The sequence below is a fragment of the Bacillus sp. AFS015802 genome (assembly GCF_002561455.1).
Taxonomy (GTDB): domain Bacteria; phylum Bacillota; class Bacilli; order Bacillales; family Bacillaceae_B; genus Rossellomorea.
This window is the reverse complement of record NZ_NTUP01000059.1, coordinates 77,493-91,531: the sequence shown is the minus strand read 5'-3', so window position 1 is coordinate 91,531 and position 14,039 is coordinate 77,493. Positions and strand designations below refer to the sequence as shown.

Sequence of the window (14,039 nt, the reverse complement as noted above, 5' to 3'; positions counted from 1 at the left end):
CCCCCAAATACAGCACACCAAGTCCAATTATCGCTAATCCACCCCATCATACTGCCCTTCATTAAGATTGAAACAACCCCCACACTTTTGTATAATGAGTAAGGCTGAGGGGTGAACGTATGTTAAACTCAAAAACACGTTGGATATTGACAGAATCAGATGAACAGAAAATAGCAGAATTAGCACATGGATTGGGAGTACCCTCGCTTGTGGCGAAATTATTGATGAACCGGGACTTGAACGATATAGAAGAAGCCCGGAATTTTTTATTTGATACAGGGGACTCCTTTCACGATCCATTTTTATTTGAAGATATGAAAAAAGCAACGGAACGAATCCATAAAGCCATCCAGGACGGGGAAAGAATCCTCGTTTATGGTGACTATGACGCGGATGGGGTCAGCTCTACGTCGGTGATGATGACGGTCCTCGGGGATCTTGGCGCAGAGGTGGAATTTTATATCCCGAACCGGTTCTCAGAAGGATACGGCCCGAATGAAGGGGCATTCCGCTGGGCAAAGGATGAGGGATTCACTCTCATCATAACCGTGGATACCGGAATATCCGCTGTGAACGAAGCCAGACTCGCGAAAGAACTCGGGATGGACCTGATCATAACCGATCACCATGAACCTGGCCCGGAACTGCCTGAAACGTATGCCCTGCTTCATCCGAAGGCAGGGGAAACACCGTATCCATTTGGGGAACTTGCCGGAGTGGGGGTGGCCTTTAAATTGGCCCATGCCCTTTATGGTGAGCTGCCGACCCATTTACTGGATCTTGCCGCGATCGGAACCATTGCCGATCTTGTACCCTTGAGAGGGGAGAATCGTCTTCTGGCTAAGAAGGGCCTTGCACAGCTCCGTGTCTCGAACCGTTTGGGGATAAAGGCATTGTGCAAAATCGCCAATGCCCAGCAGCAAGAGATCACTGAAGAGACGGTCGGTTTCATGATCGCCCCGCGCATCAATGCCGTCGGACGACTGGGCGATGCCGATCCTGCCGTCGACCTCATGCTGACAGAAGATCTTGAGGAAGCAAAGGCACTTGCCGGGGAAATTGACGCTCTTAATAAGGAAAGACAGGCAATCGTCGCTCAAATGACCGAGGAAGCTGTCGAGATGGTGGAGCGTGACTTCCCAATGAATGATAACCACGTCCTCGTCATCGGGAAAGAAGGATGGAATCCCGGGGTCGTGGGGATTGTTGCTTCACGCCTGGTGGATAAGTTTTATCGTCCGACCATCGTACTCAGCTACGACTCTGAAAAAGGGACGGCGAAGGGGTCGGCGAGAAGCATCGTCGGATTTGATTTGTTCAAGAATCTATCAACCTGCCGGGACATCCTTCCCCACTTCGGAGGCCATCCGATGGCTGCGGGGATGACCCTGCAATTAGACGATGTAGCTCAGTTAAGGAACCGTCTCAATGAGCTCGCCGGGTCAGAATTGACTGCTGAGGACTTCATTCCTGTCACACAACTCGATGCTCCCGTCACGATGGATGAAATCTCCGTGGAGTCGATTGAAAAGCTTCAGCTTCTCGCACCATTCGGCATGAAGAATCCAAAGCCGAAGTGGATCATCGACAATGTAAGCATCGAACATTATAAAAAAATCGGGTCACAACAGAATCACCTTAAGCTCGTTCTAGAGGACAATGGTGTGCAATTGGACGGTGTCGGATTCGGACTCGGTGAACTGGCCGACCATATGACCCCGTTTTCCAATGTTTCTGTAATTGGTGAATTATCGATAAATGAATGGAATAACCGCAAAAAGCCACAGGTATTTTTGCAAGATGTGAAAATTGATCATTGGCAATTATTTGATGTGCGGGGAATCAAACAGGTCCAAAAATGGAATGATCTCATTCCTGAAGAAAAAAAGATCCTGGTCTGCTTTCACGCATCCACAATCGACAGACTGAATCTGCCGAAAGAAGAAGTCGTTTTACTGGAGGAAAGCACGTCCCTTGAAGGTCTCTCCACCGAGGGGGCAAGCCTTGTGCTATTGGATCTGCCGACTTCCAAACGAGTACTTGAAGAGCTTTTGAAAAAGGGGCGTCCCTACAGGATCTATGCTCATTTCTTCCAGGAAGAAGACCATTTCTTCAGTACGATGCCGACGCGTGATCATTTCAAATGGTACTACGGGTTTTTAACAAAACGTGGATCATTTGATTTACGCAAACACGGTGATGACCTCGCCAAATATAAAGGCTGGTCAAAAGAAACGATCGATTTTATGTCACAGGTGTTTTTTGATTTGAAGTTTGTTACAATAGACAATGGATTTATTTCTCTTAATCCTGCGAAAACCAAGAAAGATCTTTCTGAATCTCGGACATATCAGAAGAAACAACAACAATACGAGCTTGAAAACGAATTGTTATATTCTTCCTATCAAGAGTTGAAGACTTGGTTTAATGAAAGGATAGAAGAGTCTGTTACAATTGAGGAGGAAGTAGAAGCATGGACTTAAAACAATATGTTACAATCGTTGAGAATTGGCCTAAAGAAGGGATTAAATTTAAAGACATCACAACCCTGATGGACAATGGTGATGCCTATAGATATGCTACAGACCAAATTGTCGAATATGCAAAAGAAAAACAGATCGACCTGGTTGTAGGACCGGAAGCACGCGGATTCATCATCGGCTGCCCAGTCGCTTATGCACTCGGTGTGGGCTTTGCGCCTGTTCGTAAACCTGGTAAATTACCACGTGAAACGATCCAGAAGGAATACGGCCTTGAGTACGGTAAAGATGCACTTACAATCCATAAAGATGCCATCAAGCCGGGTCAGCGTGTCCTCATCACGGACGATTTACTTGCAACGGGCGGAACCATCGAAGCAACGATCAAGCTTGTGGAAGAGCTTGGCGGGATTGTTGCCGGTACAGCCTTCCTGATAGAGCTTACGTACCTTGACGGCCGCGATAAACTTGAGAACTACGACATTCTTACATTGATGCAATACTGATCCCGGTTATCAAAACTGATAAACGGACAGACTTTGTGATATACTGAAATAAGGGACTGACATTCGAATCAAGTGTCAGCCCTTATTTTTTTAATTTCAAGAAGTTAACTTTATAATCGACATTTATCGACAAAAATAGATGATATCTGAGAATTTTTCTCTAAACACTTTACAGAACCTCTTTTTTTTTTGATAATAGTAACAATCATTAAAATCGTACAATCGTGAACTATATTAAAATATAAAGGTGATTTTGATCATGGCTAAAGATCAAGTACTAACCCCCGAACAGGTTATTGATAAGACAAGAGCATACTTAAACGATGAGCATGTAGAAATGGTCCAGAAGGCATATGAGTATGCCAGGGATGCCCATAGTGAGCAATACCGTAAGTCTGGAGAACCCTACATCATCCATCCGATCCAGGTGGCCGGGATACTGGCGGACCTTGAGATGGACCCGGCAACCGTCGCTGCAGGGTTTCTTCATGATGTAGTGGAGGACACTGGTATTTCCCTCGGTGAAATCGAAGAAGCGTTCAATGCTGAAGTGGCTATGCTCGTCGATGGGGTCACAAAGCTCGGGAAGATTAAATACAAGTCCCATGAAGAGCAGCAGGCCGAAAATCACCGGAAAATGTTTGTGGCAATGGCCCAGGATATCCGGGTCATCCTGATCAAGCTGGCAGATCGCCTCCATAATATGAGGACCCTGAAGCATTTACCTCAGGAGAAGCAAAGAAGGATCGCAAATGAAACACTTGAAATCTTCGCTCCCCTTGCGCACCGTTTAGGAATTTCAAAGATTAAGTGGGAACTAGAGGATACGTCTCTCAGGTATTTGAATCCGCAACAGTATTATCGCATCGTCAATCTGATGAAGAAGAAGCGTGCGGAGCGTGAAGAGTATTTAGAGGAAGTCGTGAATGAGGTCAAGGATAAATTAGGCGACGTGAAAATCGTGGCGGAAATCTCTGGACGCCCGAAGCACATTTACAGCATCTATCGGAAGATGGCCCTGCAAAACAAACAATTCAATGAAATTTATGATCTCCTTGCCGTACGTGTCGTAGTGGACAGCATCAAGGATTGCTATGCTGTACTCGGGATCGTCCATACGTGCTGGAAGCCGATGCCCGGCAGGTTCAAGGATTACATTGCCATGCCGAAGCCGAATATGTATCAATCCCTTCATACGACGGTCATCGGTCCGAAAGGCGACCCTCTCGAAGTGCAGATCAGGACCCTCGAGATGCACCAGATCGCTGAATACGGGGTAGCGGCACACTGGGCGTATAAAGAAGGGAAAGAAGCCAATGAACCCGTTTCTTTCGAGAAAAAGCTTTCCTGGTTCAGGGAGATATTGGAGTTCCAGAATGAATCCGCCAATGCTGAGGAATTCATGGAGTCTCTTAAAATCGATCTCTTTTCCGATATGGTCTTTGTGTTCACGCCAAAAGGGGACGTGTTGGAATTGCCGTCAGGATCCGTCCCCATCGATTTTTCCTACCGGATCCACTCGGAAATCGGAAACAAGACAATCGGTGCCAAGGTCAATGGAAAGATGGTCACTCTTGATTACAAGCTGAAAACGGGGGATATCATCGAGATCCTTACGTCCAAACATTCGTATGGTCCGAGTCAGGATTGGCTGAAGCTTGCCCAGACTTCCCAGGCGAAGAATAAAATCAAGCAGTTCTTCAAGAAACAGCGCAGGGAAGAAAATATCGAAAAAGGCCGTGAGCTGGTCGAAAAAGAAATCAAGAATCAGGATTTCGACGTGAAGGAAATCCTGAATCCGGAAAATATCAAGCGTGTATCCGAGAAGTTCAATTTCTCCAATGAAGAGGATATGTATGCTGCTGTCGGCTATAACGGCATCACAGCGGCTCAAATCGCCAACCGCTTAACGGAAAAACACCGGAAGCAGCGCGAACAGGAAGACAACCTGGTAGAAACGATGAAAGAACTGAACAGTCAACCTGTCAAACGCAAAAAAGATGCAGGTGTACAGGTGGAAGGGATCGATAACCTCCTGATCCGCCTTTCCCGCTGCTGCAGTCCGGTACCAGGGGATGAAATCGTCGGCTTCATTACGAAAGGGCGCGGCGTTTCCGTCCATCGGGCCGATTGCACGAACGTCATGGCTGATGAAGTGGAACAGCGTCTCATTCCTGTGTCCTGGGAAAGTGACGGGAATGACCGTAAAGAATACAATGTCGATATTGAAATCTCCGGCTACGACCGCAGGGGCCTTCTGAATGAAGTGCTTCAGGCAGTGAATGAAACGAAGACGAATATTTCGGCCGTGAGCGGGAAGTCGGATCGTAACAAGGTGGCCACCATCAATATGTCCATCTCGATTCAAAATATTTCTCATTTGCACAAAGTGGTAGAGAGAATCAAACAGATTTCAGATATATACGCTGTAAGAAGAATCATGAACTAAAGGAGATTTCTTTATGAGGGTTGTACTGCAGAGAAGTAAAGAAGCCTCCGTCACTGTTGATGGAGAAGTAAAGGGGGAAATCCGCTCAGGCGCTGTATTGCTTGTGGGGATCACCCATGAGGATACAGAAGAGGATGCCCGTTATGCAGCAGACAAAGTGGTGAATCTGCGCATTTTTGAAGATGCAGAAGGGAAGATGAATCATTCCTTACTGGATACCGGGGGAGAAATCCTCTCCATTTCCCAATTCACCCTTTACGGGGATTGCCGTAAAGGAAGAAGACCGAACTTCATGAATGCGGCCAAGCCCGATCATGCGGAAACCATCTATGATCATTTCAATACTTTACTCGAGGATAAAGGAGTGAAGGTGGAAACGGGCGTATTCGGTGCGATGATGGATGTCAATCTGACGAATGATGGTCCCGTTACACTATTGATTGAGAGCAAATCATAATAAAAGGCTGATCCTGAACTATTTCAGGATCAGCCTTTTCAATTGGGTGAACGTCAGTCAGAGAAATAATCACCTAGACCATGATAGATGGCCGTCGCCGCCAGGTCTTGAAAATACTGAGTATTCACATTGGCTTCTTCTGTCGGATTACTGAGGAATCCTAACTCCAACAGGATGGCGGGTTGATTGTTTTCACGGATGACGTGATAATCACCGATGCGGACACCGCGGTCGGCTGTCGGTAAACGGTCGGCCAGGCTTCCATGTATCTCTTCTGCCAGTTCCTTCTGCCGGTCCCGATAGTAGTAGGTCGTATGCCCGGCGATGGATGAATCCAGGATGCTGTCAAAATGGATACTGATGAAGGCGTCGGCCTGGTAATAATGGGATAATGAGACCCTTGATGGTAACGATAGATATTCATCGGTTTTTCTTGTCAATATGACCTTCGCACCTGCACTCTTTAACTTTTCAGCGAGGAGTTCCCCTGTCTTCATGGTAAGCAGCTTCTCCAGTGTTCCACTCGTTCCTGTGGTACCTCCGTCCCTTCCCCCGTGTCCGGGATCGATGACGATCACTTTATCTTGAAGGCCGCCGCTTTTTTTGCGGACAGGCGTCGTGTTTTCACCTGCCGCAGATCGGACCGATACGACCCATCCGGCTACAAAACCTGCACTGCCATCGGCTAATTCAACTTCATACCAGTCTCCGTCCTTGTTCTTGACGGGAAATGATTCTCCACTTGAGGCCCGTTTGATGACACTTGCCCCGGTATTGGCTTCACTTCGGATGTTTGTTCCATTGTATAGAATCGTAATGTTCTCACTTGGATCACTGCTCTCATGGGCGGCTGCTGTCACCGTTTTTTGAACATACCAGCCGGCGATCCATCCTTTTTCTCCATTGGAGAGCTTGATTTGATACCAATTATTCTTCTCTTTCAGCAGCTTGTATTTCTCGCCCTTCGAGACGGTACCGACGATGCGGCCGTTCAGGGAGGTTTCATCACGGACATTCAGGCCGTGAACCGTAATGATCCCAACCAGATGCTCCTGGGACGATGTATCTTCCTCTTCGACCGACTCATCCTCAGAGCTTGAGAACTCTACATAGGACTCACTGACCCAGGCAGGACTTTCGCCGAATCGGATCTCGTACCATCCGGACACACTTCCGGTCACTTCCACCACATCACCCTTATTCAGTACTCCGAGCACGGAGCCTTGAAGGGAAGGGGATGTTCGGACATTTAAAGCGTTATCGGTGATGATCCCTTGTTTGTCCTCTTCTTTTTTGGACGGTGTGGTTTCCGCTCCCGATATGTATTCACGGTGGACCCATCCACTGGTGCTTCCCGATTCCACCAGCAGCCAATCGCCGTCTTCATCTGTCACAGTCACAGAATCTCCATTTTGCAAGACCGTCACAACCGGGTCTGATGTGCTGGGGCCTTTCCGGACCCGGAGGCCATCGGTGTTCACTTGACCTTCATGAATGGTGGAATCTCCTGAAACCGCAGATTCCACCGAGACGAGCCAATCGGCGACCCAGCCTTCCCCGCTGTTCGTGTCCACTTTATACCAATCTTTTTGTGTGTCTACTATCCTGTACTCTTCCCCCCTATGTACCTTCGTCAGAACCGGGAAGCTAAGCCCCGGCCCTGTCCGGACATTCAGGTTCGAAACGCTGATCGTGACCTTCCCCGACTCGGCATGTATAGGACCCATGCCCGGTTGAAAAGGGAACATCAAGAGCACAATCAATAGTGATGCCGCTGCTTTCTTAATCCTTTTCACCTCCAGAATGAAATACAAACACCCATAGTAATATCGGATAATCCTTCACAAGTGTTGAATCTTTCTTAGAAGAAATCCTTATGGTTTTAATACGATAAAAAAAATTAAATTCCTCTAAAACGAAATAAAAATAGGTAATTGGAAATGATAAGGGTAGGAATGTTTTTGAAAGGATGATTGAAATTGAGGTCGAGTGAGAAAGGTTTCATGAACGCAAATGGAGATAACCAGTTATTTGGGGTGGACTTCCATCAGTTTCTGGAACGTGAAAAAGATGCATTGAACGTGGAGCTTGCTTCTGAATTCGGATTGAGTTTACGGGAAGTAAAGTTGTTGAAAAAGAAAATGGAGAGATCCTGACGAAATTTTCTTCAACCTCTTGACATGGACTTACGGCATCCGTATCATTATAGAAATAAAATAACATTTACAAAAACCGTTGATCGAGCATAGTAGCTAACCCCCACGTGTAAAGAGAGGAAATGCCTTGGCTGAGAGCATTTCTACAATGTGACTTAGTGAATGAACACTCAGGAGGTTTCTCTCTGAAAGAGGTCCTTTAGTAGGAGATGAACGTACCAGGCGTTAACTGGCTAAGTGGAGGTCTTATTAGACTTCAATTAGGGTGGCACCACGGGAATAACAGCTCTCGTCCCTTGTATGATATACAAGGGATTGAGGGCTTTTTTTATTTACATAAAGATCAACGTGCACGATAAAAGGAGGAAATGATCTTGACCATTCAGATTCCAAGAGGTACTCAGGACATCCTGCCGGGTGAAGTGGAGAAATGGCAGTATGTAGAGGAAGTGGCAAAGACCCTTTGTCACAACTATCAGTATAAAGAAATCCGTACCCCGATTTTCGAGGCGAGTGAATTATTCACACGTGGAGTGGGGGATACGACGGATATCGTCCAGAAAGAAATGTATATGTTTGAAGACCGCGGAGGCAGAAGCCTGGCGCTCAGACCTGAAGGAACGGCTTCTGTCGTCCGCTCCTTTGTAGGAAATAAAATGTTCGGTCACCCGAATCAGCCGACCAAGCTCTTCTACTCCGGTCCCATGTTCCGTTATGAGAGACCTCAAGCCGGACGATACCGTCAATTTGTACAGTTCGGGGTCGAGGCCCTCGGGAGTGAAGATCCTGCAATCGATGCAGAAGTGATTTCCCTTGCAATGGGGATTTACAAGAAGCTGGGATTATCCCAGTTAAAGCTTGTGATCAATAGTCTTGGGGATTCAGATAGCAGAAATGCCCACAGAGAGGCATTGATCAATCACTTCAAGCCCAGAATCGATGAATTCTGCGGCGATTGTCAAAACCGGCTGGAGAAAAATCCATTACGTATCCTGGATTGTAAAAAAGACCGTGAGCATGAACTGATGTCTACGGCCCCGTCGATCCTGGATTACTTAAACGATGAATCAAAGGCCTACTTTGAAAAGGTACAAACCCATCTGTCTGACATGGGTGTGGAATTCGTGGTTGATCCGACCCTTGTACGGGGACTTGATTACTACAACCACACAGCCTTTGAAATCATGAGTGATGCAGAAGGCTTTGGAGCCATCACGACCCTTTGCGGCGGCGGACGCTACAACGGTCTCGTCGAAATGATCGGGGGTCCGGAAACACCCGGAATCGGATTTGCCTTCAGTATCGAAAGACTTCTTTCGGCTTTGGAAGCAGAAGGAATCGAACTCCCGATCGACCAAGGAGTCGAATGCTTCATCGTATCACTGGGGGAAGAAGCGAAGGATTATGCCGTTAAGCTTCTTCACACCTTAAGGGCGGAAGGTATTTCATCTGAGAAAGATTATCTGGATCGCAAGGTGAAAGGCCAATTCAAAGCGGCTGACCGGTACGAAGCGAAATATGTAGCCGTGATCGGCGACAACGAATTACAGGAAAATAAAATCAATCTGAAAGATATGTCCACAGGTGAACAGGAAGAAATAAGCCTGGATCGCTTTGTTGAAAAAATGAAAGATAAGCTCGGTAAATAGAACGCATTGATTCAATAAGGAGGAGAACATGATGACGAAAAGAACGGCATATTGCGGAGACATCACGGAATCATTTATCGGTGAAAAAATCACGATCAAAGGCTGGGTGCAAAAGAGAAGGGACCTGGGAGGATTGATCTTCATCGATCTTCGTGACAGAGAGGGAATCGTGCAGGTTGTGTTTAATCCCGATTTATCAGAAGAGGCCCTTGCCCTTGCAGAGAAAATCCGGAATGAATATGTGTTGAGTGTGACGGGTACGGTCGTAGCAAGGGGAGAAGGAACGGTGAACCCCAACCTGAAAACAGGGAAAGTGGAAATCCATGCAGACGAGGTTCAGATCATCAATGAAGCTAAGACGCCTCCATTCATGATCGATGACCAGACGGAAGTGTCCGAGGATGTCCGCCTGAAATACCGTTATGTGGACCTTCGTCGTCCGGCGATGATGGAAACCTTCAAGATGCGCCATAGTGTGACGACATCTTTCCGGAATTTCCTGAACGACAACGGATTCCTGGATGTGGAAACACCGATTTTAACCAAGAGTACGCCTGAAGGGGCCCGTGATTACCTGGTTCCGAGCCGTGTTCATAAAGGTGAATTCTATGCGCTTCCTCAGTCACCGCAAATCTTCAAGCAGCTGTTGATGGTATCCGGTTTCGACCGTTACTATCAAATCGCCCGCTGCTTCCGTGATGAAGATCTTCGTGCAGACCGTCAACCGGAATTCACACAGATCGATATGGAAATGAGCTTCATGGATAAAGAACAGATCATCGCCCTTGTGGAAGATATGATGAAGAAGCTGATGAACGACGTGAAAGACGTGAACGTTTCATTGCCGATCCCACGAATGACGTATGATGATGCCATGAGCCGCTATGGGTCTGACAAACCGGACACACGCTTCGGGATGGAATTGATCGATGTATCCGAAATCGTGAAGGATTCAGGATTCAAAGTATTCGCAGGCGCTGTCGCGAACGGTGGTCAAGTGAAGCTGATCAATGTAAAAGGCGGGGCCTCAAAGTATTCCCGTAAAGACATTGATGGCTTGACGGAATTTGTCTCCCGTTACGGAGCTAAGGGACTTGCCTGGTTGAAGGTGGAAGAAGAAGGCCTGAAAGGACCGATCTCCAAATTTGTGACGGAAGAAGATGGGGCAGCGATTTCTGCCTCGGCAGCTGCAGAAGCAGGAGACTTACTTCTATTCGTTGCGGATAAGAAATCGGTCGTGGCAGACGCCCTTGGTGCCCTTCGCTTGAAATTAGGGAAAGAATTGAAGCTGATCGACGAAACGAAGTTCAACTTCCTATGGGTGACTGACTGGCCGCTTCTTGAGTTTGATGAAGGGGAGAACCGTTACTACGCCGCCCATCATCCGTTCACAATGCCTGTGAGGGAAGACCTCGAACTCTTCGAGACAGACCCGGCGTCCGTCCGTGCAGAAGCGTATGACCTTGTCTTGAACGGATACGAACTTGGAGGAGGCTCACTGCGGATCTACGAGCGTGACATCCAGGAAAAAATGTTCAAGGTCCTTGGATTCTCACAAGAAGAGGCGGAAGAGCAATTTGGTTTCCTATTGGAAGCATTTGAATACGGGACGCCTCCACATGGGGGCATCGCCCTTGGACTTGACCGTTTAGTGATGCTGCTTGCTGGCCGAACGAATCTTCGTGATACAATTGCCTTCCCGAAAACGGCGAGTGCAAGCTGTGTACTCACAGACGCTCCAGGTGAAGTTAGTGAAGCTCAGCTGAAAGAATTATCTTTGTCGCTCGATGTAGAATAATGTAAGTAAATACCGGGGGTCATTCGTTGAAATCATGAGGGTGATATGATATTATTTAGACAATCACAAACGAGTCCTGATGTGTGCGACGTTTTTACCTAACAGTTTTGACCGAACACTTCAAACTTCGGGAGCTTGACGTTTCCGCTAGGCGTTCATGCCCCGTGCCGGGGACTAACAAATAGTGGAATAAAGCACCCACCTGCCGAGAGCGGGTTCAAAACGAAGGAAATGATGGCGACGGCACGATTGGGACTCGTCCAATCATGATATGTTAATGAAGATCTCATAGAATGAAAAGTCAGGCTCTCAGCGGCCTGGCTTTTTTGTTGGGACTAAATCTCCTCTTAATAGGGTAAACGAAAGGGAAGGACAACATTTCATATTGATTTTCAGTCCCCTATCCTTTATTCTAATTCAGTATAAACCTAGTTGAATACTTATAATGGAGTTGATTATTTTGCTACACCAGTTTTCACGAAATGAACTAGCGATCGGTAAGGAAGGTCTTCAAACCCTTAAAAATAGTACAGTGGCAGTACTCGGAATCGGGGGAGTGGGATCCTTTGCAGCTGAGGCCCTGGCCAGGTCAGGTGTAGGCCGTCTAGTGTTAGTGGACAAAGATGACGTGGATATCACAAATGTGAACCGTCAAGTCCATGCCTTGCTCTCAACAGTGGGTCAGCCAAAGGTCGATCTCATGAGGGACCGCATCATGGATATAAACCCGGACTGTGAAGTCATTGCCCTTAAGATGTTCTACACGGAAGAAACATATGAAGAATTCTTCAATCAGGGATTCGATTATGTCATCGATGCCTCTGATACGATTTCCTATAAAATTCATTTAATGAAAGAATGCCTGAAACGGGACATCCCGTTGATCGCAAGCATGGGAGCGGCGAACAAAACCGATCCGACCCGCTTCCAAATTGCCGATATCAGTAAGACGCATACAGATCCGATTGCTAAGGTGATCCGGACCCGTCTCAAAAAGGAAGGAATTAAAAAGGGCGTGACGGTTGTCTTCTCCGATGAAAGCCCCATCGTCATCCGTGAAGATATCCGGAAAGAAGTAGGGAAAGATGATGCCAAGATCCGTAAAGCTCAGCTTCCTCCTTCCTCGAATGCATTCGTCCCTTCAGTGGCAGGGCTGATCGCAGCGAGCCATGTCATGAACCAATTGCTGAAAGACATTGAAATTAAAAGGGTGAAAGATAAATAAGCGGCGTTTGCCGAAAAAAGACTGAATCTCATAAGGGATTCGGTCTTTTTTTATGCAAAAAATAATTCCATTAAATGGGTGTAAAAAGGATTGACGTTTCAACGTGTCATAGTGTACTATCTAACTAGAACACTAAAACACATTACGGAGGAATGCAATCATGCACGCGTTTAAAGGTCTTCTCTGGAAAGATTTCAAAACCTCCAGCATTTGGTTTTATGGCTGGATCGCCATTGTTTTTCTGATTTTTATCATTGGACTGGTGATCGGTAATTTTGTCAAAGAGCCGGGGGTTTCCCAAATATTTCTCATTATGATCGGTATTTTCCACGTTGCTTTTCTTCCGGGCATCGTCTGCTCCATGCTGCGGGTGGAAGGAAAAACGCAGCTGTGGCTACATAGCCCCCACAGCGGGTTGATGCTGCTTTTATCAAAACTCATCATTGCCTTTATGTACTCCACCCTGTCACTCTTGTTAGTCGATGGATTGGGGATGCTGACCATGGCCATGTTTCAGGAAGACGCGTTATTCTCCTATTGGCCCATCAAAGAAGGCATTCTTTTCAACCTGGGTGTGACGGTCGTCGGCCTCTACTTTTCCGGATGGACAATATTTTTGTGGACGCTTTACCATTCCCTTTCAAAATATCCTTCCCTCAAGAACATACGGTGGATCTTCATCGCGGGATTCATCATTGTGTATCAAAGTGTGGTAGCCTTCCTGACGAGCATCGAATGGGTGGAGAAGTTCTTCTTTGAAACTTTTACCGTGAAGGTGAGCACCGGATTCTTTTTCTCTGTGGGTGCAAATGAGGCGAATGCAGGCTTCGATCCCGAGATGATTCCATTCCCGGTCATGCCATTCCTGTTTGAAGGAATGATCATGATCATCGTCTTCCTCATTTCCTGCCGCTTATTAGATCGCAAGGTTGAGGTGTAAGGCATGACAGAAGAATATACAGCCTCAAAGCCCATATACCTGCAAATAGCCGATCGCATCATACGTGAAATCGTGAGGAAGGAATTGACCCCGGGTGACAAACTGCCTTCCGTCCGGGAAATGGCCGTTCAATCAGGAGTGAATCCAAATACCATCCAGCGGACGTACAGTGAATTAGAAAGGATGGACATTGTGGAGACGAGGAGAGGGCAAGGAACATTTGTGACAGAAAAGGAAGATGTCCTGACCATATTGAATGAAAAGGTCCAGGAGGAAGTGATCGAGTCCTTCATCCGAAACATGAAAGAATTGGGACTCACAAAAGAACAAATGATCCAGGGTGTTGAAAACTATTTGAGTCGAAGAGAGGGGAAGTAGA

At 46.8% G+C, this 14,039-nt stretch carries 11 protein-coding genes, 1 other RNA gene and 1 other annotated feature; of the genes, 11 read left to right on the top strand and 1 reads right to left on the bottom strand.

The genetic code is table 11. The features are described from left to right. The first annotated feature begins 119 nt into the window (after positions 1-119). From recJ to dtd, 4 genes are all read left to right on the top strand, one after another. On the top strand, positions 120-2,483 hold the full coding sequence (gene recJ / locus CN378_RS15185; protein ID WP_098353239.1) for a single-stranded-DNA-specific exonuclease RecJ: 2,364 nt from the start codon (positions 120-122) through the stop codon (positions 2,481-2,483). Further along, positions 2,474-2,986, top strand: coding sequence for an adenine phosphoribosyltransferase (locus CN378_RS15180; RefSeq protein WP_098353237.1), 513 nt, complete (start codon positions 2,474-2,476; stop codon positions 2,984-2,986). The genes recJ and CN378_RS15180 overlap by 10 nt, the downstream gene beginning before the upstream one ends. A gap of 259 nt (positions 2,987-3,245) precedes the next feature. After that, complete coding sequence (locus CN378_RS15175) at positions 3,246-5,435, top strand: RelA/SpoT family protein (RefSeq protein ID WP_098353235.1); 2,190 nt, start codon at positions 3,246-3,248, stop codon at positions 5,433-5,435. A gap of 13 nt (positions 5,436-5,448) precedes the next feature. Then, positions 5,449-5,892: a D-aminoacyl-tRNA deacylase gene (dtd, locus tag CN378_RS15170; protein ID WP_098353233.1), complete on the top strand. Its 444-nt coding sequence runs from the start codon at positions 5,449-5,451 to the stop codon at positions 5,890-5,892. Positions 5,893-5,945: 53 nt separating this feature from the next. On the opposite strand, the gene CN378_RS15165 is transcribed toward dtd, so the two are convergent. Then, a complete protein-coding gene (locus CN378_RS15165; RefSeq protein ID WP_098353231.1) occupies positions 5,946-7,706 on the bottom strand; it encodes an N-acetylmuramoyl-L-alanine amidase family protein in 1,761 nt (586 codons plus the stop codon). A gap of 189 nt (positions 7,707-7,895) precedes the next feature. On the opposite strand from CN378_RS15165, the gene CN378_RS15160 reads away from it, so the two are divergent. From CN378_RS15160 to CN378_RS15130, 7 genes are all read left to right on the top strand, one after another. Continuing rightward, positions 7,896-8,048 (top strand): RNA polymerase subunit sigma-70, encoded by a 153-nt coding sequence (locus tag CN378_RS15160; protein WP_483295088.1) that lies wholly within the window; start codon positions 7,896-7,898, stop codon positions 8,046-8,048. A gap of 70 nt (positions 8,049-8,118) precedes the next feature. Next, positions 8,119-8,348, top strand: a binding site (T-box leader). Positions 8,349-8,422: 74 nt separating this feature from the next. After that, positions 8,423-9,697: a histidine--tRNA ligase gene (gene hisS, locus CN378_RS15155; protein WP_098353227.1), complete on the top strand. Its 1,275-nt coding sequence runs from the start codon at positions 8,423-8,425 to the stop codon at positions 9,695-9,697. Between the two features lie 31 nt (positions 9,698-9,728). Next, positions 9,729-11,495, top strand: a complete 1,767-nt coding sequence (gene aspS / locus CN378_RS15150; RefSeq protein ID WP_098353225.1) for an aspartate--tRNA ligase — start codon at positions 9,729-9,731, stop codon at positions 11,493-11,495. Positions 11,496-11,565: 70 nt separating this feature from the next. After that, positions 11,566-11,755, top strand: a non-coding RNA gene (ssrS, locus tag CN378_RS15145) — 6S RNA. Between the two features lie 200 nt (positions 11,756-11,955). Continuing rightward, complete coding sequence (locus tag CN378_RS15140) at positions 11,956-12,720, top strand: tRNA threonylcarbamoyladenosine dehydratase (RefSeq protein WP_098353223.1); 765 nt, start codon at positions 11,956-11,958, stop codon at positions 12,718-12,720. Positions 12,721-12,880: 160 nt separating this feature from the next. Continuing rightward, positions 12,881-13,660, top strand: coding sequence for a hypothetical protein (locus CN378_RS15135; RefSeq protein ID WP_098353221.1), 780 nt, complete (start codon positions 12,881-12,883; stop codon positions 13,658-13,660). Positions 13,661-13,663: 3 nt separating this feature from the next. Then, entirely contained in the window at positions 13,664-14,038 is a 375-nt protein-coding gene (locus CN378_RS15130) for a GntR family transcriptional regulator (RefSeq protein ID WP_098353219.1), read from the top strand. Position 14,039: the final 1 nt, after the last annotated feature.